This is a genomic window from Kitasatospora sp. NA04385, assembly GCF_013364235.1.
GTDB lineage: Bacteria > Actinomycetota > Actinomycetes > Streptomycetales > Streptomycetaceae > Kitasatospora.
The window spans coordinates 6,594,944-6,617,897 of the sequence record NZ_CP054919.1 but is presented as its reverse complement, the minus strand read 5'-3'; the positions used below and the strand labels follow the sequence as shown (position 1 = coordinate 6,617,897).

General features: G+C 75.4%; 21 protein-coding genes and 1 pseudogene. 9 read left to right on the top strand and 13 right to left on the bottom strand.

Annotated features, from left to right (window positions below; genetic code table 11):
• The first annotated feature begins 88 nt into the window (after positions 1–88).
• The 3 genes from HUT16_RS29235 (at position 89) to HUT16_RS29225 (ending at position 2,416) form a co-directional block, all read left to right on the top strand.
• Positions 89–268, top strand: a complete 180-nt coding sequence (locus tag HUT16_RS29235) for a hypothetical protein (protein ID WP_176191041.1) — start codon at positions 89–91, stop codon at positions 266–268.
• Between the two features lie 197 nt (positions 269–465).
• Positions 466–1,527: an enoyl-CoA hydratase/isomerase family protein gene (locus HUT16_RS29230; protein ID WP_176191040.1), complete on the top strand. Its 1,062-nt coding sequence runs from the start codon at positions 466–468 to the stop codon at positions 1,525–1,527.
• A 112-nt stretch (positions 1,528–1,639) separates the two neighbouring features.
• On the top strand, positions 1,640–2,416 hold the full coding sequence (locus HUT16_RS29225; RefSeq protein ID WP_176191039.1) for an enoyl-CoA hydratase: 777 nt from the start codon (positions 1,640–1,642) through the stop codon (positions 2,414–2,416).
• 1,209 nt (positions 2,417–3,625) lie between these two features.
• On the opposite strand, the gene HUT16_RS29215 is transcribed toward HUT16_RS29225, so the two are convergent.
• Together HUT16_RS29215 and HUT16_RS29210 are read right to left on the bottom strand one after the other, a co-directional pair.
• A complete protein-coding gene (locus HUT16_RS29215) occupies positions 3,626–4,669 on the bottom strand; it encodes a VanZ family protein (protein WP_176191037.1) in 1,044 nt (347 codons plus the stop codon).
• 173 nt (positions 4,670–4,842) lie between these two features.
• Positions 4,843–6,675, bottom strand: a complete 1,833-nt coding sequence (locus HUT16_RS29210; protein ID WP_176191036.1) for an NAD(P)-binding protein — start codon at positions 6,673–6,675, stop codon at positions 4,843–4,845.
• Between the two features lie 175 nt (positions 6,676–6,850).
• Here HUT16_RS29210 and HUT16_RS29205 point away from each other — a divergent pair, with 175 nt between their 5' ends.
• Positions 6,851–7,450 (top strand): HdeD family acid-resistance protein, encoded by a 600-nt coding sequence (locus HUT16_RS29205; protein WP_176191035.1) that lies wholly within the window; start codon positions 6,851–6,853, stop codon positions 7,448–7,450.
• A gap of 90 nt (positions 7,451–7,540) precedes the next feature.
• On the opposite strand, the gene HUT16_RS29200 is transcribed toward HUT16_RS29205, so the two are convergent.
• The 3 genes from HUT16_RS29200 to HUT16_RS29190 form a co-directional block, all read right to left on the bottom strand.
• Positions 7,541–8,464: an RNA polymerase sigma-70 factor gene (locus HUT16_RS29200; protein WP_176191034.1), complete on the bottom strand. Its 924-nt coding sequence runs from the start codon at positions 8,462–8,464 to the stop codon at positions 7,541–7,543.
• Positions 8,465–8,501: 37 nt separating this feature from the next.
• Positions 8,502–8,975, bottom strand: coding sequence for a carboxymuconolactone decarboxylase family protein (locus HUT16_RS29195; RefSeq protein ID WP_176191033.1), 474 nt, complete (start codon positions 8,973–8,975; stop codon positions 8,502–8,504).
• A gap of 149 nt (positions 8,976–9,124) precedes the next feature.
• Positions 9,125–10,456, bottom strand: a complete 1,332-nt coding sequence (locus tag HUT16_RS29190; protein ID WP_176191032.1) for a lipase family protein — start codon at positions 10,454–10,456, stop codon at positions 9,125–9,127.
• 160 nt (positions 10,457–10,616) lie between these two features.
• Here HUT16_RS29190 and HUT16_RS29185 point away from each other — a divergent pair, with 160 nt between their 5' ends.
• A complete protein-coding gene (locus HUT16_RS29185) occupies positions 10,617–11,981 on the top strand; it encodes a CdaR family transcriptional regulator (RefSeq protein ID WP_176191031.1) in 1,365 nt (454 codons plus the stop codon).
• 121 nt (positions 11,982–12,102) lie between these two features.
• Here the strand turns inward: HUT16_RS29185 and HUT16_RS29180 are convergent, their stop codons facing one another.
• The 3 genes from HUT16_RS29180 to HUT16_RS29170 are packed head-to-tail and all read right to left on the bottom strand — an operon-like array spanning position 12,103 to position 14,773.
• A complete protein-coding gene (locus HUT16_RS29180; RefSeq protein WP_176191030.1) occupies positions 12,103–12,777 on the bottom strand; it encodes an MBL fold metallo-hydrolase in 675 nt (224 codons plus the stop codon).
• 5 nt (positions 12,778–12,782) lie between these two features.
• Positions 12,783–13,763 carry a zinc-binding dehydrogenase gene (locus tag HUT16_RS29175; protein ID WP_176191029.1) on the bottom strand — a complete coding sequence of 327 codons (981 nt, stop codon included), beginning with the start codon at positions 13,761–13,763 and terminating at the stop codon, positions 12,783–12,785.
• Between the two features lie 56 nt (positions 13,764–13,819).
• Positions 13,820–14,773 carry an aldo/keto reductase gene (locus HUT16_RS29170; protein ID WP_176191028.1) on the bottom strand — a complete coding sequence of 318 codons (954 nt, stop codon included), beginning with the start codon at positions 14,771–14,773 and terminating at the stop codon, positions 13,820–13,822.
• 384 nt (positions 14,774–15,157) lie between these two features.
• On the opposite strand from HUT16_RS29170, the gene HUT16_RS29165 reads away from it, so the two are divergent.
• Complete coding sequence (locus HUT16_RS29165; RefSeq protein ID WP_176191027.1) at positions 15,158–15,613, top strand: MarR family winged helix-turn-helix transcriptional regulator; 456 nt, start codon at positions 15,158–15,160, stop codon at positions 15,611–15,613.
• 166 nt (positions 15,614–15,779) lie between these two features.
• On the opposite strand, the pseudogene HUT16_RS38685 reads toward HUT16_RS29165, so the two are convergent.
• Positions 15,780–16,313 (bottom strand): annotated as a pseudogene (locus HUT16_RS38685) (LysE family translocator); the annotation flags it as partial.
• 109 nt (positions 16,314–16,422) lie between these two features.
• On the opposite strand from HUT16_RS38685, the gene HUT16_RS29160 reads away from it, so the two are divergent.
• On the top strand, positions 16,423–16,893 hold the full coding sequence (locus HUT16_RS29160; protein WP_176191026.1) for an Lrp/AsnC family transcriptional regulator: 471 nt from the start codon (positions 16,423–16,425) through the stop codon (positions 16,891–16,893).
• A gap of 87 nt (positions 16,894–16,980) precedes the next feature.
• On the opposite strand, the gene HUT16_RS29155 is transcribed toward HUT16_RS29160, so the two are convergent.
• A complete protein-coding gene (locus HUT16_RS29155) occupies positions 16,981–17,346 on the bottom strand; it encodes an antibiotic biosynthesis monooxygenase (RefSeq protein WP_176191025.1) in 366 nt (121 codons plus the stop codon).
• 167 nt (positions 17,347–17,513) lie between these two features.
• On the opposite strand from HUT16_RS29155, the gene HUT16_RS29150 reads away from it, so the two are divergent.
• Positions 17,514–17,771: a hypothetical protein gene (locus HUT16_RS29150; protein WP_033254825.1), complete on the top strand. Its 258-nt coding sequence runs from the start codon at positions 17,514–17,516 to the stop codon at positions 17,769–17,771.
• Between the two features lie 66 nt (positions 17,772–17,837).
• Here HUT16_RS29150 and HUT16_RS29145 read toward each other — a convergent pair whose 3' ends face one another.
• Positions 17,838–19,043 (bottom strand): cytochrome P450, encoded by a 1,206-nt coding sequence (locus HUT16_RS29145; RefSeq protein ID WP_176191024.1) that lies wholly within the window; start codon positions 19,041–19,043, stop codon positions 17,838–17,840.
• 82 nt (positions 19,044–19,125) lie between these two features.
• Positions 19,126–20,055, bottom strand: coding sequence for an EI24 domain-containing protein (locus HUT16_RS29140; protein ID WP_176191023.1), 930 nt, complete (start codon positions 20,053–20,055; stop codon positions 19,126–19,128).
• 165 nt (positions 20,056–20,220) lie between these two features.
• Between HUT16_RS29140 and HUT16_RS29135 the strand changes: the two genes are divergently transcribed.
• Positions 20,221–20,682, top strand: a complete 462-nt coding sequence (locus HUT16_RS29135) for a nucleoside deaminase (RefSeq protein ID WP_176191022.1) — start codon at positions 20,221–20,223, stop codon at positions 20,680–20,682.
• A 66-nt stretch (positions 20,683–20,748) separates the two neighbouring features.
• On the opposite strand, the gene HUT16_RS29130 is transcribed toward HUT16_RS29135, so the two are convergent.
• A complete protein-coding gene (locus HUT16_RS29130) occupies positions 20,749–22,707 on the bottom strand; it encodes a hypothetical protein (RefSeq protein WP_176191021.1) in 1,959 nt (652 codons plus the stop codon).
• Between the last annotated feature and the right edge of the window lie 247 nt (positions 22,708–22,954).

Here is a 22,954-nt window from a genome sequence, read left to right as displayed (position 1 = left end):
CCCCCCGAGCCGGGCCGCCCACGCCAGGCGCCGACGGGGCGGGTCGCGACCGTTCGAGGACGACTCTCTTCCCCGGAGGACCCCGATGATGAAGCTGCGCACCCTGGTCTGCGGAGCCGCGCTCGCCGCCGCCAACCTGCTGATGCCCGTGCCGCAGGCCCAGGCGCTCCCGCTGGTCCCGCACCCCGTGCAGCTCTGCGGCTTCGCCCCGCGCCCGCTCGCCCCCGCCACCCCGGTCCTGCTCGCCATGCCGCTGCGTCCCTGCTGAGCTGCGCGCTGCGTCCCTGCTGAGCTGCCCGCCGTGCCGCTGCGCCGCTGCTGAGCTGCTCGCCGTGCCGCTGCTGCGCGCGGCCCCGCCGCCGACCCGGGCCTGCCGACCCGCCGGACAGGCCCGGTACGGTGCACCGGAAGGTCTTCGGACCGGAAAAGACCTCGGTACGATCCGAACGGACGGGAGCGGCGGCCATGAACACCCCCGACAGCCAGGGCACCCAGCAGGACGTGCTGATCGAGCGGACCGGCCCGCTCGGGCGGATCACCCTCAACCGGCCGCGCGCCCTCAACTCACTGACCCGCCCGATGCTGGAGACCGTCCGCGCCGCCCTGGACGCCTGGGCCGGGGACGACGCGGTGAGCGCCGTCCTGCTCTCCGGCGCGGGCGGGCGCGGCCTGTGCGCGGGCGCCGACATCCGCGCCGTGCACGACGACGCCAAGCTCGGCGGCGCGGGCACCCGGGCGCTCTTCCGGGTCGAGTACCCGCTCAACGAGCTGGTCTCCCGCTACCCGAAGCCGTACGTCGCGCTGATGGACGGCATCACCATGGGCGGCGGCGTCGGCCTGTCCGGGCACGCGGGCATCCGGATCGTCACCGAGCGCTCGGCCGTCGCCATGCCGGAGACCCGGATCGGCCTCGTCCCGGACGTCGGCGGCAGCCGCCTGCTCGCCCTCGCCCCCGGCGAACTCGGCACCCACGTCGGCCTCACCGCCGCCACCATGACGGCCGGCGACGCCCTGCACTGCGGCTTCGCCGACCACTTCGTGCCCTCCGCCGCGCTGCCCGACCTCGCCGAACGGCTCACCGCCGGGGACGACCCCGCCAAGGCCGTCGCCGCGCTCGCCGCGCCCGCCCCGGCGTCCCCGCTGGCCGGGCAGCAGGAGTGGATCGACCACTGCTACGCCGCGGACCGCGTCGAGGAGATCCTGGAGCGGCTGCGCGCCACCGGCCTGCCCGCCGCCGCGGAGGCCGCCGCGCAGCTGCTCGGCAAGTCCCCCACCATGCTCAAGGTGACGCTCGCCGCGCTGCGCCGGGCCCGCGCCCTGCCCTCGCTGGCGGCCACCCTCGACCAGGAGTACCGGATCTCCTGCGCCGCGCTGGCCCACCACGACCTGGTCGAGGGCATCCGCGCCCAGGTCGTCGACAAGGACCGCGACCCGCACTGGTCCCCCGCCACCCTGGACGGGGTGTCGGCCGCCGACGTCGCCCGCTTCTTCGCCGTCCCCGCCGACGGGGACCTGGGGCTGGCCTGAACTCCCCCGGGGTGACCATCGTCTCGCCTGTCGAGACTGGCATCCGGGGCGGCGTTCGGAGATCGTATCCACCGTCAGAGGTTCCGCTCAGTGTGGAGAGGAAGAAGCGGCGATGACCGAGTACGAGACGATCCTGGTGGACCGCAAGGGCCGGGTCGGCATCATCACCCTCAACCGGCCCGAGGCGCTCAACGCGCTCAACACCCGGCTGATGAACGAGGTGGTGGCGGCCGCCCGGGACTTCGACCGCGACCCGGAGATCGGCGCGCTGGTGGTCACCGGCTCGGCGAAGGCCTTCGCGGCCGGCGCCGACATCAAGGAGATGCAGGACAACCGCTTCCCCGCCGTCTACCTCGACGACTGGCTCGGCCCCTGGGACGAGCTGGGCCGGCTGCGCAAGCCGGTGGTCGCCGCCGTCGCGGGCTACGCGCTGGGCGGCGGCTGCGAGTTGGCGATGCTCTGCGACATCCTGATCGCCGCCGACACCGCCAAGTTCGGCCAGCCCGAGATCAAGCTGGGCGTCATCCCCGGCATCGGCGGCTCCCAGCGGCTGACCCGCGCGGTCGGCAAGGCCAAGGCCATGGACCTGTGCCTGACCGGCCGGACGATGGGCGCCGAGGAGGCCGAGCGGGCCGGCCTGGTCTCCCGGGTCGTCCCCGCCGAACAGCTGCTGCCCGAGGCGCTCGCCGTCGCCGAGGCGGTCGCCGCGATGTCGCTACCCGCCGCCGTGATGATGAAGGAGTCCGTGAACCGGGCCTTCGAGACCACCCTCGCCGAGGGCGTCCGGTTCGAACGGCGGCTCTTCCACGCCGCCTTCGCCACCGCCGACCAGAAGGAGGGCATGGCGGCCTTCGCCGAGAAGCGCCCGGCCACCTTCACCAACGGCTGACCCCCCGCCCGCAGCCCGGCGGCGGCCGGCCCCGCTGCTCGCTAGCCGCCCCACCCGGCCAGGGCCGCCGCGACCGCCTTGGCCGTCGGCCTGTACGCCAGCGGCCCGGCCGCCAGCGGCGGGGCCAGCCGCTCCAGTTCGGCGCGGGCTTCCGGGCCGCCCCGGGCGGTCAGGGCGCGGACGGCGGCGGCGGCGGTCAGCGGCGAGCGCGGGCCGAGGCCGCGGACCCGGACCAGCGCGGCCTCCACCAGCGCGCCCAGGGCCCGGGCGCCGTCCGGGTGCGGCGGGGTGAGCGCCAGCAGGGCGGACAGGCCGTGCAGGGCGCGCCAGTTGAACGGGTCCGGGTCGAGCAGGGCCGGGCCGGAGCGGTGGCAGGACGCGACCGCGTCCCGGCGCGGCTCCCGCACCAGGGCGAACCAGCCGNCCACCGCCGCGCGCAGCCGGTCCGGCCCGACGGCGTCCACCAGCGGGCGCCCGGCCCGCAGCCACTTCGCGGTCGGCCTGGCGCCGGTGGCGGTCAGCGCGTGCCCGAGCAGCTCCCGCCAGGCGGCGCCGTCCGGGGCCCCGGCGAGGTCGGCGAGCGCCCGATCGGCCCACGGCTCACCGGGGTTGAGCACCGGCGTGCCGAACCCGGCGGCGAGGGAGGACAGTTCGGCGACGGCGGTGCCGATCAGGGCGGTGCGCCGGGCCGTTGCCACCACCGCGTCCGGCGGTTCCCGTCCGGCCTCCCGGTCGGCCGCCAGCAGCGCGGTCAGCCGCCAGCCCTCCCAGAGCGCCATCCGCCCCGCCGCCTCGGCCAGCAGCGGTTCCCGCCAGGGCGCCAGCTCTTCGGCCGAAAGCCCTTGTGCCAGCAGCACGTTGAGCGTCGCGAGGCCGCGGCACTCCGGCGGGGCGTGCACCGCGGCCTGCTCCAGTGCCCCGCTCATCCGGCACAGCAGCCGGACCCGGCGCTCGACCGGCATCTCCCGCAGCAGCCGGACCAGCCCGCCGCCGTCCAGCGTCCAGTCGCCGCGGTGGGCGGCGTTCTCCTGCTGGAGGCGCCGGCCGAGGACGGTCAAGTCCCCCGCGTCGGCGAGCTGCCGGACGGCGGCCGGTCGGTCGGTGCTCCGGTGCTGCGGCACGGACGCGCTCCCCACGGTGCCGGGCACCGGGCCGTCCGCCGGTGCGATCACGCGGAACCCTATCCGGCGGCGCCGACGGCCCGGCCGGTCACGGCATGGTGCCGAACTGGACCAGCCGGCCGTCCGAGGCGATGTCGACGGACAACTCGTCCGCGCCGGTGCCGTAGGTGAAGCGGTGGCTGCCGTCCCGGCCGCCGCCCGGCACGACCCTGGGCTCGGTGCCCGCGCCGCGGCCGGGGAGCCAGCGGGCCGCGAAGGCGTCGGCGGCGCCCCGGACGGCCTGCGCGGCCGCGGCGGCCTCCGTGGCGGGGGCCGCGGGCCGTTCGACGCCGGGCCGGTCGGGGACGGTCATCAGCGTGCGCAACCGCCCGGAGGGCCAGTCCACGGTGAAGGTCCCCTTGTCCAGGTCGACCACCAACTGGTCCACCCCCTCGCCGGTCCAGCGCTGGGTGCGGAACGCTCCGGCGTCCGGTCCGAACAGCAGCGCGACGTCCTGGCGGGCCAGTTGCTCCTGCTCCGGGGTGGCCTCCACCGCACCGGTGGTGCCCGTCCACGTCAGCACGAAGGACTGGAGCAGCAGGACCGGGACGCCCACCGCGGCCACCAGCAGGCCGGCGGCCCTCCACTCGGCCCGGTCCGGGGCCACCCGGCGGCGCAGCGCCAGCCGCACCACGACGCCGAGCAGCACGCCGAGCAGGCCGCCGGCCGCGTTGGCGGCGAGGTCGCTGCTGTCGCAGGCCCGGCCGACGGCCGGGATCAGGCCCTGCGCGGTCTCGGTGGCGGCGGTCAGGCCGAGCACGCCGCAGGAGACGGCCAGCGGCCGGCCGAGGGCCAGTACGCCGAACAGGCCGATCGGCGCGTACATCAGGAGGTTCAGCCGGCCCTGTTCGGTGCGGAAGGCGAGTGCCAGGTCGTCGCTCCACCCGCACACCGCCTGGGTGCCGCCGCCGCTGAAGGTCGGGTAGAGCGTGACGGCCAGTTCCCCGGCCAGGGCGGCGGCGAGCAGCAGGGTGGGCAGGAGCGGCAGGCCGTGCCGCCGGGCGAGGCGGTGGCCGACGGCTCCGAGCAGTAGGGCGAGGACCAGGAAGGCCGGAATCATCCCGGTGTTGCCGTTCAGGGCGGCTCGGATCATCGGTGCTCCATCGGGGAGGTCGGGGCGCGCGGCCGGATCGGCTCGGCCCCCCGACCATCCTGATGCCGCGTCATCAGTGAGGAAGGACACGGTTGTTGCGACATCAGTGACTGATCATCGATGCCGCCTCAATAATGCTCTGTCATCGAACCGTGCGCCACTCCCTCCCCGAATCACTGGATGACGCGGGCGAGTCCGGCCCGGGTGGCGGCGACCACGATCCGGTCGCCGGGGAGCAGCCGCCGGGAGCGGTCGGCGAAGTTCCACTGGTAGTCCTGCGGGCGGCGGTGCAGCCGGACGGCGAGCACCCGGACGCCACCGGGGCCCTCCAGGTCGCCGGTGTTCCGGCCGTCCAGGCCGGAGCCCTCCTCGACGGTGAGTTCGGCGATCAGCAGCACGTGCCGGAAGACCGAGAGGGTGCCGAGCACCTCGCGTCCCATCAGGGCGGCGGCGAAGGCGGGGGCGGCCAGGTAGGAGACCGAGCGGGAGGCCACGTTGCCGAGGGTGGCGTACACGTGGTGGGCGAAGTCGTCGTCGAACAGCCGCACCACGATCCGGACTTCGGGGCGGACCGCCCGGGCCTCCAGGGCGGCCTCCAGGTTGGCGGCGTCGTCGGAGGTGACGGCGACCACGGCCCGGGCGTGCTTGACCCGGGCCTGCTTGAGCTGGGCCTCCAGCGGGCCCTCGCCGATCAGGACGGGGATGCCGAGGGCGCGGGCGGCGGCGATGCCGCGGGCCTGCGGGTCGCGCTCCAGGCAGACCACCGGCAGCCCGGTGCCGTGCACCAGGGTGGCGACCCGGGTGCCGACGTTGCCGAGGCCGACCACGATGACGTGGTCGCGGGTGCGGGCCCCGGGCGGTCGGGGGACGCCCCGGCGCCCGCTGGCCAGGGCCTCGACCACGATGGCGGTGGCGACGGGGACGAAGGTGATCCCGCAGAAGGTGATCAGCACCTGGGCGGCCCGGGCCCAGGAGTCGCCGAGCACCTGCCCGGGCACGTCGGGCTGGACGGCGCCGGCCGCGTCGAGCAGCGTGAAGTACACCGTCCAGCCGAAGCCGCCGGAGTGGGTGGTGTGCCGGGCCAGCACCAGGCCGCCGAGCAGGATGGCCACGAACGCGGTGATCAGGATCATCCGCAGCCGGGTGTTGGTGAAGTGCTTGAGCCCGTCCAGCAGCCACCACTTGAGCCGCTTGCGCAGCGGCGGGCGCAGCGGCTGTTCGGTGTCGAGCGTCTGCAGGGCGGCCAGGCCGCCCGGTTCGGCGGCGGGTGCCAAGTCCGGGCGGCCGCGCGGGACGACGCCCTCGCCGCCGCCGAGGAACTCGGCGATCCGGATGAAGTCGGCGGCCCGGCCGCCGGTCCCGGGGAGCAGCCGGAGCCGGGTGAGGTCCTGCCGGTCGATCCGGTCGGCGACCAGGCAGACCTGGTCGGACCGGATCTCGGCGTCGTAGGCGACGTACAGCTGCCGGCCGCCGACCTCGACGGTGTGCGGGCGGCTGAGGGCGCCGTTGGCGAAGGCGGGGGCGGCGGTGGCGGAGCCGGAGAGCGCGGCGCAGTTGGGGAGCAGCTTCTCCAGGTGCTCGCCGAGGCGCTGGTTGAAGATCCGCAGCACGATCCGGACGCCGGGGTTGCGGTTCTCGGCGGCGAGCGCGGCGTGGATGTTCTCCTGGTCGGTGCCGTCCATCAGCGCGATGCCGCGGGCGTGCCCGACGTCGGCCGCGCCGAGCGCCTCGCCGGTGACCGCGGCGTGCTCCAGCACGGCCCGGACGCCGGGTATCCGGGCGATCGCCGGCCCGTGCTCGCGGGACCGGTCGGGGACCACGGCGACCACCGGCACCTCGTACTGCTCGGTGAGCTCCAGGATCAGCCGGTACGCGAGCGAGTTGCCGCCGCACACGATGTAGTGCCCGCCGACGACCGCCCCGGCCGCCTCGGCCGCCCCGACCGCCTCGGCCGCCCCGGTCGGCTCCGTCCCGCCCTCCGGGCTCCCCCGCCCCTGGTCCGTCATACCGTCAGATGGTAGACGGCCCACCCGGGCGGACGGGTGAACGGACGGTAGCGGATGCGGGTGCGAACGGAGCGGCCGGTTCGTCCGTCCGGCGGATTCCGCCGCGCCCCGGGGGTGGTGGGGCGCGGAGGCTGGAGATGTCGTGTCCGTTCCGTCCAGCCCCCTCGGAGGAACCATGAGTGCCCCGTATCGGATCGATTCCCGTGACGACCTGCCCGGGCCGTTCCAGCAGCTGGCCCGGCTGGCCTGGCAGGCGGTGCTGGCGGGCGGTCTGATCTCGCTGGCGCTGGGGATCGTCGTGCTGGTGTGGCCGAAGCAGACGCTGTGGGTGATCGGCGTGCTGTTCGGCCTGTACCTGCTGGTGATCGGCGTGGTGCAGCTGGTCGGGGCGTTCGGCACGCACGCGTCGACGGCGCTGCGGGTGCTGGCGTTCATCAGCGGTGCGATCTGCGTGCTGCTGGGCCTGCTGTGCTTCCGTTCAGCGGCCCAGTCGGTGCTGCTGCTGGCGCTGTGGATCGGCATCGGCTGGCTGTTCCGCGGCATCACGCACCTGGCGGCGGTGGCCTCGGACCCGATGATGCCGGCCCGCGGCTGGCAGGGTTTCGTCGGCGGTCTGAGCGTGCTGGCGGGCATCGTGCTGATGGTCTGGCCGGCCCACTCGATCACCGCGCTGGCGATCCTGGCGGCCTGCGGCCTGGTGGTGATCGGCCTCACCGAGATCGTCGCGGCGCTGCGGATCCGCAGCGGCGCCAAGCAGTACCCGCGCGACCTCTGAACCCGCCTCCCCCGCCCGGGGCCCGTCCGCCGCACCGGTGGACGGGCCCCGCCGTTCGCACCGGTGGACGGGCCCCGCCGTTCGTGCCGGTCAGCGTTCCCGCCTGCGGGCCCGCCGGACCTCCCGGTCGACGGCCCAGGCGTCGGCGACCGGGCCGAGGTGGCCGAGCTTGTCCGGGTTGATGACCGAGCGGACGGCCCGGACCCGCCCGTCGAGGACCTCCAGCGCCAGCACGTGCAGGACCTTGCCCTCGCGGTCGCGGAACAGCGCGCCCGGCTGCCCGTTGACCTCGCGCGGCTCGCAGCTGATGCCGGTGCGGACCATCAGCGGGTAGAAGGTCGCCAGCAGCCGCGCCACCTGCTCGGCCCCGGTGACGGCGCGGGCCAGCTGCGGGGCCTTGCCACCGCCGTCCCCGACCAGCTGGACGTCGGCGGCCAACAGGCTCTGCAACCCCTCCAGATCGCCCCGGGAGAGCGCCTCGAAGAACCGCTGCGCGAGTGCGCGCTGCTCCCCGGGGTCGGCCTCGAACCGGGGCCGTCCCTCGCCCAGGTGGCGGCGGGCCCGGACGAGCAGCTGGCGGCAGGCCGCCTCCGAGCGCCCGACCGCGGCGGCGACCTCGTCGAAGCCGAAGGCGAAGACCTCCCGCAGCACGAACACCGACCGTTCCAGCGGGCTGAGCCGTTCCAGCAGCAGCAGCGCCGCCATCGACAGCGAGTCGGCCAGCTCGGTCGCGCGGGCCGGGTCCTGGTAGGGGTCGTCGAGCAGCGGTTCGGGCAGCCAGTCGCCGACGTACGCCTCGCGCCGCACCCGGGCGGAGCGCAGGACGTCGATCGCGATCCGGGTCACCGTGGTGCACAGGTACGCCCGGGGCGATTCCGGCCGGACGGGCGCGGCGTCGTAGCGCAGCCAGCTCTCCTGCACCGCGTCCTCCGCCTCGCCGACGCTGCCCAGGATGCGGTACGCGACGGAGAACAGCAGCGGCCGCAGTTCCTCGAACTCCTCGACCTTGCTCATCCGGTGGTCCTTCTCCGTGGTGCGGACGCGTGGCGGTTCAGTGGAACTCTCCCACCTCGTAGTCCCCGGCCGGCTGCCGGGCGATCGCGTTCAGCCGGTTCGCCATGTTCATGAACGACACCAGCATCACCAGGGCCGTGAGCTGCGCCTGGTCGTAGTGCCGGGCGGCGGCGGCCCAGGTCGCGTCGTCGACCCCGGCCGCCCCGTCCGCCAACCGGGTGCCGCGCTCGGCCAGTTCGAGCGCGGCGCGTTCGGCCTCGGTGAAGACCGTCGCCTCCCGCCAGGCCGCGACCAGGTGCAGCCGCAGCTGGCTCTCCCCGGCCGCGGCGGCCTCCTTGGTGTGCATGTCGATGCAGACCGCGCAGCCGTTGATCTGGCTGACCCGCAGCGCGACCAGTTCCCGGGTGGCCGCGGGCAGCGGCAGCGCCTTCAGCTCCCGCCCGGCCGCCATCGCGTACTTGAGGACCTTGCCCGCGGCCGGATCGGCGAAGTAGTCCAGTCGTGCGCCCATCGTGTGCTCCTCGGTGCTCGTCGGTGCCCTTCACCCCTCAGGACGGGACGGCCCCCGCGCCTGTGACACGGCGCGGTGTGACGTGCGTCTCCGCCCCGGGGGCTCCGGGCCCGGCACGAACACCCTCCGGACGGAACTACCGGACGCAACTAGCGGCCGGGCGCGACCGGGCGCTCGGGGGCGAGCGAGTTGCCCGCCGGGATGCGGCCGCAGTCGGACGGGGCGGCCTTCCCGGCGAAGCGGTCGTTCAGGTAGAGCACCGCGGTGGGCGCCCACGGGACGGCCGCGCCGAGGTGGCTGAGCAGGTCGTACTGCTGGTACTTGATGCCGTTGTTGCCGGTGGCGCAGTACTGCCGGGCCAGGGCGCGGACGTCGCCGGCCACCATCACGCCGTCGCCGGTGCCGATGCCGGAGACGTTGCTGAAGGTGCCCTCCAGGACGCCGCCGTTGCCCTGGGCGATGTAGCCGGGGACGGTGGGGGTGGGGGCGGAGCCGAGGTTGACCTTGTTGACGGCCGTCAGGTACTCGGGGATCGAGTTCGGGTTCGCGTAGGCGGGCTTGGCGAGCTTCTGCCAGGTCAGGCCGGGGTACTGGCCGAGCGCGTTGACGATCGAGGCGTCCCGCATCTTCGCGAACACCTGCTTGCCGTAGTCGCTCAGGTAGGGCTGGAGGTCGAAGCCGTAGGCGCGGGCCACGCCGGTGACCGCCATCGGGATGACGCCGGGCCACACCACGCCCCCGGCCACGTACGTGAGGTTGTGCGCGGGGTCGACCAGCAGGCCGCCCTCGGCGAAGCCGACCAGGCGGCGGTTGACGTCGGGGGCGTAGGAGGGGGCGAGCGCGGCGGCCCAGTTGGTGGCGATCGCGCCGCCGGAGTAGCCGAGCATGCCGAACCGGGTGTCCGCGTTCATCCCGGTGGCGGACGAGGCGGAGGCGGCCCGGATCGAGTCGAGCGTGGTGGTGCCGTACTCGGGCCCGGCGGCGAAGTCCGCGCTCTGGCCCTCGGTGTCGGGGATCACCACGTCGTAGCCCTGGAGCACGAACGGGACGACGAACAGCGCCTCGGCGTTGGCGATCGCGCCGCCCAGGCTGACGTCCCCGGCCACCGCCCGGGACGGGGCGTGCTCGGGGTTCAGCGAGTCGTAGAAGGACTGGTACGAGACGGCCCGGCTGCCGTCGCTGCCCAGTCCGCGCACCACGGTGGTGACGCCCGCACTGGGGCGGCCCTGCGCGTCGGTGGTGCGGAACAGCAGCTGGACGGCCCGCACCGGGGTGGCCAGGCCGAGCAGGTGGTACGAGAGGGTGCGGGTCTTGAGCACGGTGCCGGGCGCGATCGACGACAGCGGGGCGGTGCCGTCGTACGCGTAGAACGGGTCGGCCGCGGTGGCGGCCGTCGCGGCGGTGGCGGTGGCGACGGGGGCGGCGGTGGCGATCGCGGCGGCGGCGAGGGCGGTGGCGATCAGCCGGGCGGCTCGGTTCATGGCGGTTCCCGTTTCTGACTGGGGGGATGGGGGCGCGCGACCTGAACAAGGTGGGGGATCGCGGGAGTTACCTACGGGTAGGTAACCTCCGGGGAACCATGATGACCGCGCCGCCCGGCCCCGTCGCCGGGCCGCCGCCCAGAGATTCGCGAGGTGGATTGTGACCGCACCCAAGACCGGGACCGACGCCCACACCACCGCCGCACCGCTCCCGGCCGCACCACTTCCGGCCGCCGCACCGGGGCCGCTCGTCCCCGCGCCGACGCCGCTCGTCCCCGCGCCGGGGCCGGTCGGCGCCGAACTCGCCGACGACGGGCCGAGGTTCGGCGGCCGGCCGGTCCACCTGCGGCTGCTCGCACTGGCCCCCGCACTGGCCACCGAGGTGATGGTCCGGCTGCTGGACCGGCTGCCGGCCTACCACGCGCTGCCGCCCGAGCAGTTGCGCGGCGAGATCACCCGCCAGGTCGAGCGCGGCATCCGGGCCTTCGTCGAGGTGATCCGCACCGGCGTGCTGCCCGGCGAGGCCGAACTCGCCCGGATCCGCGAGTCCTCGGCCCGCCGCGCCGACGAGGGCGTGCCGCTGGAGTCGGTGGTCGGCGCCTACCACCTGGGCGCCCAGCTGTGCGCGGCCCGGGTGCTGGCCGAGGCCGCCCCCGCCGACCTGCCCGACGTCGCCACCGCGCAGGACCGGCTGCTCGGCTACCTGCGGGTGGTCAGCTGCGCGGTCGCCGCCGGGTACGTGCAGGAGCGGCAGACCGCGCTCGGCGACGAACAAGTCTCCCGGCAGGCCCTGCTCTCCCGGCTGCTGGAGGGCGGCGACCCGCGCGCCGCCGCCGACCGGGCCGGCATCCGGCTGCCCGCCCGCTACCTGGTGCTCTCGCTGGCGATCGGCCCGCACCCCGACGAGGCCCGCCCGGGCGTCAACCGCTCGGTCGTCGCCCGCCGCAAACTCCGGCGCCTGCGCACCGAGTTGGAACGCCACACGGACGGGGTGCCGCTGGCCGCGCTGTCCGCCGACGGCGGTCCGGTGCTGCTGCCCGACGACTCCCCGGGCCCGGTCGCCGACCGCACCGCGCTGGCCGGCCTGCTCGAACGGCTCGCCCGGGCCTGCGGCGCCGAACTGACCGCCGGGGCCGCCACCGCCGCCCCCGAGGAGGTCGCCGACGCGGCCCGGCTGGCCACCGAGATCCGCCGGGTCGCGGAGGCCACCGGACGCGGTCCCGGCCCGCACCTGCTCGACGACGTCCTGGTCGAGTACCAGCTCAGCCGCCCCGGCCCGGCCCGCGACGCCCTCGCCGCCCTGCTCGCCCCGCTCACCGGACGGCCCGAACTCCTCGACACCCTGCGGACGTTCCTCGGCTGCGGCCTCGATCGCCGCCGGGCCGCCGCGCGGCTGCAGGTGCACCCCAACACCGTCGACTACCGCCTGCGCCGCACCGCCGACCTCACCGGCCTGGACGCCGTCCGCGGGCCCGACCTGCTCACGCTGCGCGCGGCCCTGGCCGCGCACGACACGGCGTCCTGAGAGCGGCGCGGGAAAGCGCGGTCCGACACCCCGGGCCCGCCGTTCCCCGCGCCCCGACCGGGCCTCAGGCCGTCGCGCTCCGACCGGGGATCGGGCCTCGGGCCGCCGCGCCCCGACCGGGTCAGGCCGTCGCGCCCCGCAGCAGCGGGAGGGCGCGGCGGGCGGTGCCGAGCGCGGCGGCCGGGCCGTGGCCGGGCAGCAGCACCGTGCTGTCGTCCAGCGGGCCGCAGACGCGGCGCAGCGAGGACTCCAGCCGGGTGCGGCTGCCGCCGGGGAGGCCGGAGTCGCCGGGGCGGTCGGCCAGCAGGGTGTCGCCGGTGAACAGGAGGGCGGGGTCGCCGTCCCGGACCGGGTCGACCCGGAACATCGTGGAGCCCTCGGTGTGCCCCGGGCTGTGGTGCGCCCGGACCCGCAGTCCGGCCAGCTCCAGGTCGGCGGAGCCCTCCAGGAGGGTCAGCCGCTCCGGTTCGTCCTGCGGGTAGCCCGTGAGCAGGCGGCCGGGGAAGGCCGGGGGCAGCGGCGCGGCGGGGTCGGCGAGCATGAAGCGGTCGGCGGCGTGCAGCACGGTCGGCGCGCCGGTCCGCTCGCCCAGCTCCCGGGCGCACCAGCTGTGGTCCATGTGCCCGTGGGTGAGCAGCAGCGCCGCCGGCTCCAGCCGGTGTTCGGCGAACAGCCGCAGCAGCGGGTCGGTGGCGGCCTGGCCGGGGTCGACCACCAGGCAGGGCCCGCCCGGCTCGGCGGCCAGCAGGTAGCAGTTGGTGCCGAAGCCGCCGGCCGGGAAGGAGAACAGGAGCATCCGGATCAGCCGTTCACCCGCAGCACCAGCTTGCCGGTGGAGGAGCGGTCGGTGAGGATGCGGTGGGCCTCGGCGGCGTCGGCGAGGGCGAACTCGGTGAAGTCCACCCGGACGTCCCCGGCGGCGACCAGCTCGGCGGCCCGCTCCAGGTGTCCGCGCACCAGCGCGGGGGCGCGGTGCGCCAGGTCGCCGATGTTGTAGCCGACCAGGGCCCGGGAGCCGAACCACAGGTGGTCGGGCTGGACGGGCGCGTCCTGCTGGGCGGCGTCGCCGAAGATCAGCTGGCGGCCCAGCGGGGCGAGCAGCCCGGCCGCCGCGGCGCGCTGCTCGCCGCCGACCGAGTCGAGGACCACGTCGACGCCGCGGCCGCCGGTGCGGTCCGCGACCAGCTCGGCCAGCGCCTCGTAGCGGACGACCTCGTCGTAGCCGAAACCGGCGGCGTACTCGGCCTTGGTGGCGGTGCTCACGGCGCCGAGCACCAGGGAGGCGCCGGCCCGGCGGGCGAGCTGCGCGGCGGCGGTGCCGACCCCGCCGGCCGCGGCCAGCACCAGGACGCTCTCGCCGGGGAGCAGCCGGGCGGCGGACTCCAGCAGGCCCAGGGCGACCGGCACGTTGCAGGGGAAGGCGGCGGCGAGGGCCGGATCGGCGATCGCCCGCGGGCCCTCCAGGACGACCGTCAGGTCGGCGCGGGCCAGCACGACCTCGGCGTAGCCGCCGCCGTCCAGGGTGAGCGCGGCGACCCGCTGCCCGGGGCGCAGCCCGGTGACGCCCTCGCCGACGGCCCGCACCGTCCCGGTCACCTCCAGGCCGGGGACGTGCGGCAGGCCGACCGGGATCTGGCCGCGGCGGAACATCACCTCGGCGAAGTTCACCCCGGCGTGGGTGACGTCGACGGATATCCGGCCCGGTCCGGGCTCGGGCGCGGGCAGTTCGGCCTCGGTGAGGACGTCGGGGTCGCCGTAGCGGTCGAAGAGGACGGCACGCACGGGGTCTGCTCCTGGGGTGAGGTGGGACGGGGCGGGACGGGGTGGACGGCGCCGGGTCAGTAGCGGGGCGCGGCCGGGGCGGGCAGGGTGTCCAGCTCGGCCAGGACGGCGGCGTCCAGGGCGGGTTCGGCCGCGGCGGCGTTCTGCTCCAGGTAGCGCGCGGTCTTGGTGCCGGGGATCGGCACGACGTGCTCGCCCTGGGCGAGCAGCCAGGCCAGCGCGACCTGCGCGGGGGTGGCCCCCAGGCGGGCGGCGACGCCCTCGATCCGCTCCACCAGCGCCCGGTTGGCGTCGATCTCGGTGGGCTGGAAGCGCGGGCTGCCGTGCCGCCAGTCGCCGGCCGGGAGGTCGGCGGAGCTGCGGATCGCGCCGGTCAGGAAGCCGCGGCCGAGCGGGGAGAAGGGCAGCAGGGTGATGCCGTGCGCGGCGGTGTGGGCCAGCACCCCGTTCGCCAGGACGTCCCGGGACCAGAGCGAGAACTCGGACTGCACGGAGGCCACCGGGTGGATGGCGGCGGCCCGTTCGATCTCCGCGACGCTCACCTCGGAGAGGCCGATGGCGCGGGCCTTGCCCGCCTGCACGGCCTCGGCCATCGCGCCCCAGGACTCCTCCAGCGGGACGGCCGGGTCGACCCGGTGCAGCTGGTAGAGGTCGACGTGGTCGGTGCCCAGGCGCAGCAGCGAGGCGTCGATGGAGGCCCGGATGTGCTCGGGGCGGCCGTTGCGGTGCATGGTGCGGCTGCCGTCGACGACCAGGCCGACCTTGGTGGCGAGCACGGCGTCCGCGCGGCGGCCGGCCAGCGCGCGGCCGACCAGGTACTCGTTGGTGAACGGGCCGTAGGCGTCGGCGGTGTCGATCAGGTTGACGCCGAGGTCCAGGGCGCGGCGGACGACGGCGATCGAGGCGGCGTCGTCCCGGCCGGGCTCGTCGTAGGCCCAGGACATGCCCATGCAGCCGAGGCCGATCCGGCCGACGGCTGGTCCGGTGGTGCCGAGGGTGGTGGTGCGCATCGCGGTGGTCTCCCTGAACGTCGTGCGGGGGTGCGAGGGGGGCGGGGGTGCGGACTCCGCCGGGCGGCCGGCGGTGCGAGCGGGGTCGCCCGCCGACGCTGCGACGCCTTCCGCCCCAAGGCCCTTGCTCGCTATCGAGCCCTGAGTCTATGCAGAAGATCCACCAAATATAAAGACCCTGATACACATCACCGAACGGACACCCGGGACCGGCGGCCGGAGACTGTCATGGCCTTGATTCGACCGTCCTTGCCCGTCCCTCTCCACCTCCTGGTCCGAGCCAGGGTCCGGAGTTCTGCCCGCTGCGGCCGAACAGGTAGCCTGCGATGACCACCGGACCGGCGCCGCCCGCACCGCGCGCCGGGGTCGCCCCGAGGAGGAAAGATGCCGACGACGGAGTCGGAACTGCCGTTCGACCAGCGGCTCGGCAGTCTCATCAAGCAGGCCGAACAGGCGCTGATCGCCGAGAAGAACCGGGTGCTGCGCCCCTTCGGCCTGACGGTCCCCCAGTACTCGGCCCTCCTGCTCCTCGCGGAGAACCCGAACGTCTCGGGCGCCCGGCTGGCCCGCATCTGCGGGGTGACCGCGCAGGCCATGAACGGGGTCATCTCCCTGCTCGACCAGCGCGGGCTGATCAGCCGGACGAGCTCGCCCGACCACGCCAAGGTCCTGCTGCTCCGCCTCACCCGGACCGGTGCGGCGCTCCTGCGCAAGGCGGACCGCGAAGCGGTGGCCGTGGAGCGCCGCCTGATGGGCTCCTTCGGCGACCGGGAGCTGGCCGCCTTCCGCCGGCAGCTCGCCACCGCCGTCGCGGTCCTGTCCGAGCACGCCGACTCCTGAGCCCGCCGACTCCTGAGCGCGCCACCGCCCCGGACCGCCGCCGAACCGCCCCGGCCACGCCCCCGGGCGGCTCAGGCCGCCGCGGTGACGCCCGCGACCGCGAGCAGCAGGACCGCCGAGACCGCCGAGAGGCGGCGGGCGCGGCCGGGGTGGCGCCGATGCGGCCGCCGAGGCGGGCCGCGCCCAGCGCGACGGCCGAGTAGACGGCCGCGCAGCACAGGACGTTGACCGCGCCGAGGGCGGCGACCTGGGCGCCGAGCGGGAGGGCGCCGTCCGGGGCGACGAACTGCGGCACCAGCGACAGGTACAGCAGCAGGCCCTTCGGGTTGAGGAGGGCGGTCAGCAGCGACTGGCGCAGGACCGTCCGCCCGGGCTGCGGCCGGGCCGCCGCGACGGCCCGGCCGGCCTCGCCGCGGCGCAGGGCGAGCAGCATGCCGACGGCGAGGAGGGCCAGGTAGCCGGCACCGGCCAGGCGCAGCGCGGGGAGCAGGGCGGGCACGGCCCGCAGCGCGGCGGCGAGGCCGGCGGCGGAGAGCAGGGTGTGCACGGCGTAGCCCGCGCAGACGCCGGTGACGGCGGTGAGCGCGGCGCGGCGGCCCTGGCCGAGGCCGCGGGCGACGATGTACAGCCAGTCGGGGCCGGGCGTGCAGACCAGCAGCACGTCGACGCCGAGGAAGAGCAGCAGGGCGTGCGGGTCCATGGCACCTTCAGCAGGGGAAATCTCAGCACCTGGACGCTATCCGTCCGGCGTTGGCAGCCGATGTCCCGTTTCCGCTGGTCACGGCCCCGCTCTGGCAGAATGTTGCGCCATGGACCGCATCGACCGCAGAATCCTCCACGAGCTCCAGCAGGACGGCCGGATCAGCAACGCCGAACTGGCCGACCGGGTGGGGCTGACCCCGTCGCCGTGCCTGCGCCGGGTGCGCCACCTGGAGGAGCAGGGGGCGATCCGCGGCTACCGGGCCCGGCTCGACCCGGCCGCCGTCGGGCGCGGCTTCCAGCCGTTCGTCACGGTGGTGATGCGGCACGAGGACCGGGCCACCGTCGGCGAGTTCGAGCGGCGGGTGGCGGAGCTGCCGGAGGTGGTGGAGGCGCACCGGCTGTTCGGCGACCCGGACTACCTGCTGCGGGTCGCGGTGGCCGACCTCGCGGCGTACGAGCGCTTCGTCACGGACGTGCTCTCCGGCCTGCCCGGCATCGCGCAGGTGCACTCGCACCTGACGATGAAGCAGGTGAAGGCGGACGCGGGCATCCCGGTGGAACCGGCGGCGCGCGGCTGAGCGCGGTGCGCGCCACCGTACTTCGGAGCACCGCCTCCGGTCCGACGGCCGGATCGGGTTCCGGTGGTCTCCGCCGCGACCCGCCGGTCAGCCGGCCGCCGCCGCGGGCCGGGCGGCGGGCTGGGCGGCGGGCCCGCCCGCGGCGGTGTCCAGGCGGCGCAGCGAGTGGAAGTGCACCACGGTCGGCGGGTGCTCCAGTTCGCGCAGCTCGCCCTCGGACCAGACCGGCCTGATCCGCCACATCGGCCCCGCGTACGCCCGCAGCGCCTCCTCGTCCCGCCAGCGGGTGATCATCTGCACCCGGTGGTCCTCGTCGGAGCAGGCCCGGAGCAGTTCGCCGCCGAGGAAGCCGTCCCAGTGCCCCAGGCTGGGCAGCACGGTGGAGGCGAGCCTGGCGCAGAAGTCCTCGGCCCGGTGCGGGGCGACCTGCGCCTCCCAGATTCGGATGATCATCTCGGCCTCCTCGGCTGAACACCGGACCCTGCTGCCCATTATCGGACGGCTCCCCGGTTTTTCGTCCGGGTTCCTGGCGCTTTGTCCGTTCGGACCGCCGCCGATTGCCGCCGGACCGCTCCGGGCCAAGACTCGGCGGTGGACCCGTACGGCGAGAGGAGCCCGACATGGCGGTCTGCGTGGTGTGCCAGAACGACTACTGGCTGTCCTTCGAGATCAAGACGATCACCGGCGACACGTACGTCTTCGACAGCTTCGAGTGCGCGATGGAGAAGCTCGCCCCGCGCTGCGAGCAGTGCACCGTCCGCATCGTCGGCCACGGCGTCGAGGTGGCCGGGCGCTTCTTCTGCGGCGCCCACTGCGCCCGCGCCAACAGCGTGATGGGCGCGGAGATCCACGACACGGTGGGCAGCCACCCGTCCTGAACCCGGGGACGGGCCGGAGGGGCGGCCACCGCGCGCAGCGGTGGCCGCCCCTCCGGCAGGTCTCCCTCAGAACGCGAAGGGCAGCGAGCGGACGCGGTGGCCGACGGGGGACGGGACGGTCACGGGGGCGGCCGTGGAGCGGGCCTCCGGGAGGCGGGCGAACAGCTCGCGCAGCAGCGCGCGCACCTGGCGGCGGGCCAGCCGGGCGCCCGGGCAGAAGTGCGGGCCGCCGCCGCCGAAACCGAGGTGCGGGTTGGGCGAGCGGGTGATGTCGAAGGCGTCGGGGTCGCGGAAGACCGCCTCGTCGCGGTTGGCGGAGCCGTAGCACAGCACCACCCGGTCCCCGGCGGCGAGCCGGATGCCGGACAGCCGGTGGTCGACGGCGACGGTGCGGTGGAACCGGTCGACCGGCGTGGCGTACCGGACGATCTCCTCCACGGCGCCGTCCAGGTGCGCGTCCGGGTCGCCGAGCAGCAGGGCCCGCTGCTCGGGGTGGACGGTCAGCAGGTGCAGCCCGTGGGCGAGCGCGTCGCGGGTGGCCTCCGCGCCGGTGGCCAGCAGCAGCGAGCAGAACGCGCCGAGTTCGCGCAGGCCCAGCCGGCGGCCGTCCGCGTCGGCGGTGACCAGCGCGGAGACCAGGTCGCCGGTCGGCCGGCGGCGGCGCTCGCGGCCCAGCGCGGCCACCGCCAGCCGGGTCGAGACAAGCGCCCGCAGGCCCTGCCCCGGCATCCCGAACCCGTCGGGGCCGGTCCGGGCCAGGATCCGGCGGCGCTGCTCGTCCGGGAGGCCCAGCATCGAGCAGACCACCCGGTACGGGAGTTCGGCGGCGACGGCGGGGACGAAGTCGGTGGGCCGCTCCCGCTCCAGCCGGTCGACCAGCTCGGCGGCGGTCCGCTCGACGTCCCGCTCCACCGCGGCGAGCAGCCCGGGCGTGAACGCCCGGCCGACCACCCGGCGTAGCTCCGCGTGCCGGGGGTCGTCCAGCTCCAGCATCGAGTCGCCGAACACCGCCCGCACCCACCGGGCCGGCTCCGGCGCGGCCACCCCCGGCCCCGAGAGGTACACCTCCGGCGACCGGCTGGCCGCCGCCACGTCCGCGTGCCGGACCAGCGCCCAGCACCGCCGCCCCGTCGCCCGGTCGGTGAACCCGACCGGGCCGCGACGCTCGCGCAGGCGGGCGAAGGCCGCGCCCCGCGCCTCCTCCGGGAGCAGCCAGAACGCGGGGTCACCGAGATCGATGCCGCGCGGGGCGGCGTCCACGGGTACGGCCATGGGGACGTTATCGCGCAGACCGTGACGCTGCGTCAAGCACCTGTGTCGTTCGGTGATTGGTTCGGTCGCCCGCCCCGCCCGGTCATCCGTTCCGCGGATCGGCCGTGTACGGGTTCTGCTGGTACGGATTCTGCTGCTGGTAGGGGTTCGACTGCTGGTACGGATTCTGCTGCTGGTACGGGTTCGACTGCTGGTACGAATCCGGCTGCGGCCCGTCGTCGTCGCCGTCACCGCCGTCATCGCCGTCACCGCCGTCCTCCTCGGCGCCCTCCACCTCGTACGGGGAGATCTCCCGCACCAGCAGCGTCGCACCGGCCACCGCGCCCGGCATCGCCAGCACCGTCGCACCCGGGACCAGGAACAGCAGCGCCAGGCCCGTCCCGAACCCCAGCGTCATCGACATCCTGGAACGCAGCAGCCGCAGCCGCTCCTTCTGCGCCAGGCCGCGGTTCTGCAGCGGCGTCCCCGTCAGCTCGGCCGTCAGGTAGTACCCGGACACGCACAGCGCCAGCACCGGGACGACGGTCTGCCCCAGCACCGGGATGAACCCGCACAGGAACAGCACGATCCCGAACGCCACCGCCCGCAGCACCACCGCGAGGCTGTCCCGCGCCGCCACCCACAGCTGCCGCCACAGCGGGACGTCCGGCTCCGGCGGGCCGCCGCCCTCGGTGGCCTCGACCTTCGCCGACAGCGACTCGTAGAACGGATCGCCGATCAGCAGCGTCACCGCCGTGAACGTCAGCATCGCCAGCAGCCCGCCCGCGCCGATCGCCACCCCCGCGACGACCGCCCGCACCGCGTTCCGCCACAGCTCGCTCCACCCGTCCGCGAACGGCGTCGCCCACGCGGCCAGATCACCCGCGTACACGACCAGCACCACCAGCGCGGCCACGTACCCGACCAGGGCGATCAGCGCCGGGATCATCCCGAACGCCCACCACCGCCCGTGCCGCGCCACCCACCGCTGCCCGCTGAACAGGAACCGCAGTCCCACCCCGAAATCTCGCATTCCCGCACCTTAAAGGAAACGTCAAAGGCGTCCGACACCGGTCCGCACCTGACGCCGCGCCACCCGCACGACCGGGGGGACGCCCGGGCCAGGAGGTGCCGACGGCGTGGCGGGGTGCGTCACGGGCGGACGGGTGGGGAGAGTGAACGGCGAGGAGGTGACCGGATGAGCGGTCGGGTGACGGTGGAACGGGCGCGGACGTGGCTGGACGTCGCGGTGGCGGAGGCGGAGGCCGGGCTCGCGGAGGGCGGCGTCCCGATCGGGGCGGCCCTGTTCCGGTTGGACGGCGAACTGCTGGGACGCGGGCACAACCGGCGCGTCCAGGACGGCGATCCGTCCATGCACGCGGAGACCTCGGCGTTCCGCGCCGCGGGCCGGCTGCGCGGCTACCGCGACACGGTGATGGTCACCACCCTCTCGCCGTGCTGGTACTGCTCGGGGCTGGTCCGCCAGTTCGGCATCGGCCACGTGGTGATCGGCGAGTCCACCACCTTCACCGGCGGCCACGACTGGCTGGCCGCCCACGGCGTCGGCATCACCCTGCTCGACGACCCGCGCTGCATACGCCTGATGACCGACTTCACCGCCGCCCACCCCGACCTCTGGTACGAGGACATCGGCGAGTGACCCCGCCCCGCCCGCCGCTGTGCGCGAAGCACAACGGCGGGCGGAGCGAAACTTCCTGACGACCCGTCAGGCGCGGACGGTGGCCACCGCGGCACCCAGCGCGTCCTTGATCCGCGGCCCGAGCCGGGCGAACCCGAGCTCCTTCATCGCGGCCCGCAGCAACTCGTCGTCGCTGCGCTTCTCCCCGTCCGAGTCCAACCAGCCCACCAGCGCGACCAGTTCCTCCGCGGAGTACCCGGTGATCGGCTTCCCCGGCACCAACTCGGGCTTGACCCACCCCGCCGCCACCGCAACCGGCGCCGGCTCCTCGACGACGACGCCAGCCTCCGGCTCGACCTCAACGACCGGCTCGACGGCGACAACCTCGGGCGCAGGCTCAGCCTCGGGCTCGGCCTCCGCAGCGGGCTCCACGACCGGCTCGACGGCCTCGGCCACGGCTACCGGCTCCTCGACGGCCGCCTCGGGCTCAGGCTCAGCCTCGGGCTCGGCCTCCGCAGCAGGCTCCTCAACCGGCTCAACCGCCTCGGCCACCGGCTCCTCGACGACTGCCTCGGGCTCGGGCTCGACCTCAACGGCCGGAGCCTCGACCACGACCTCCGCCACGGGCTCCTCGGCGACAACCTCCGCCACAGCCTCGGGCTCGGCCACCGGCTCGACCGCAGCCTCCTCGGCAACAACCTCCGGCTCGACCTCGGCCACAGCTTCCTCAGCCGCAACGACCTCGGGCTCGGCCTCGACCACCGGCTCCTCGGCCACGACGGCCTCCGGCTCCGGCTCGACCTCAGCCTCGGCCACCGGCTCCTCGACGGCCGTCTCGGGCTCGGGCTCGACCTCAACGGCCGGAGCCGCGACCACGACCTCCGCAGCGGGCTCCTCGGCGGCAGCCACAGCCTCAACCTCGGGCTCGGCCTCCGCAGCGGGCTCCTCGACCGGCTCGACAGCCTCAGCCGCAACCTCAGCCTCGGTCTCGGTCCCAACCTCCTCCGCCGTCTCCTCGACAGCAGCCTCAGCCTCGGGCTCGACCTCCACCGCAGCCTCAGCCTCGACCTCGACCTCGACCTCGGTCACGGCCTCCGCCGCAGCCTCCCCCTGTCGCGGCCCCGCCGCCAGCGCCGCCTTCGCGGCGACGTGCCGGTCGTAGGCGGCCAGCGCAGCGTCCTTGTCGGCCTGCCGCTCGTTCAGCTCCTCCAGCAGCTCCGTGAGCCCCTGCTCGGCGAGTTCCAGGCGCAGCTGGCGCAGCGCGGAGAGCCGGTAGAGGGTGCCTTCGTCGGCGGCCAGGCGGTCGACCAGGTCGGCGAGTTCGGTGAGCGGGAGGGAGTCGAGGGCGCGCTCGGGGAGGAGGCGGGCCAGCGAGCGGACCGCGTCGGTGAGCGACTCGACGACGTTGGCGGTCTCGGTGAGCAGGGTGCCGTCCACGGGCACCGCGGGGCGGGAAGCCGCGGTGGAGAGGATGTTCCAGTCGCGGTGGGCGGCCGCGGCGGCGACCAGCGCGGCGTGCAGGTCGGCGCGGCCGGGGCGGGTGCCGGCGGCGGCGAGGGCGCGGGCCTGGGCGCGGAGCTGGCGGCGGCGGTTCCAGCCGAGCTTGGCGCCGCTGTCCTTGCGGTAGGCGGCGTTGCCGGTCGCGGCGGCGAGCTCGACGAGGTCCTGCTCGTAGATCTCGGTGCGCAGCGTCGCGCTGGTGGCGTGGACGCGCTGGAGGAGGTCGAGCAGGGTGCTGAGGCCGCCGAGGGTGTCGGGGATGGTGAGGCCGGCCTTGGCGGCGATGGCCTCGGCGGCCCGGCCGACGGCGCGGGTGTCGCGGCTGCGGAGTTCGGCGAGGACGGTGGAGGCGGCGCGGGCGTCCTCGGGGCCGGTGACCGTCTCGGCGGCCTCCAGCCAGGGGTTGGTGTCCGCGGTGAGGGCGAAGCCGCCCTGTTCGGCGAAGCGGCCGAGTTCCTCACGGGTGCTCTGGCGGGTCTCGCCGTCCGTCGCGGACGCGGTGTCGGACGCGGCGTCGTCGGCGTCGTTCAGGGTGCGCACTGTCATGTGAAGTCCGGTTCGTGGCGTTTGGCGGGCAGAAGGACTGGCGGGGCGGGTGGGGTGGTTGCGGCGGCGGTGGCGTCGCGGGAGGCCAGAATACGGGTGCGCGTTCGAGCCGTGCACGCACCGGACCTCCGTGCGTTCACCGGGCCGCGGTGGACCGTCGGCGGGGGCGCGGGGCCCGTCCGCGTGGTCCGTACGGTAGGGAGCGGCACCGACAGTACGCCCCGGCCGGGTGGGGGTCGGGAGTTGG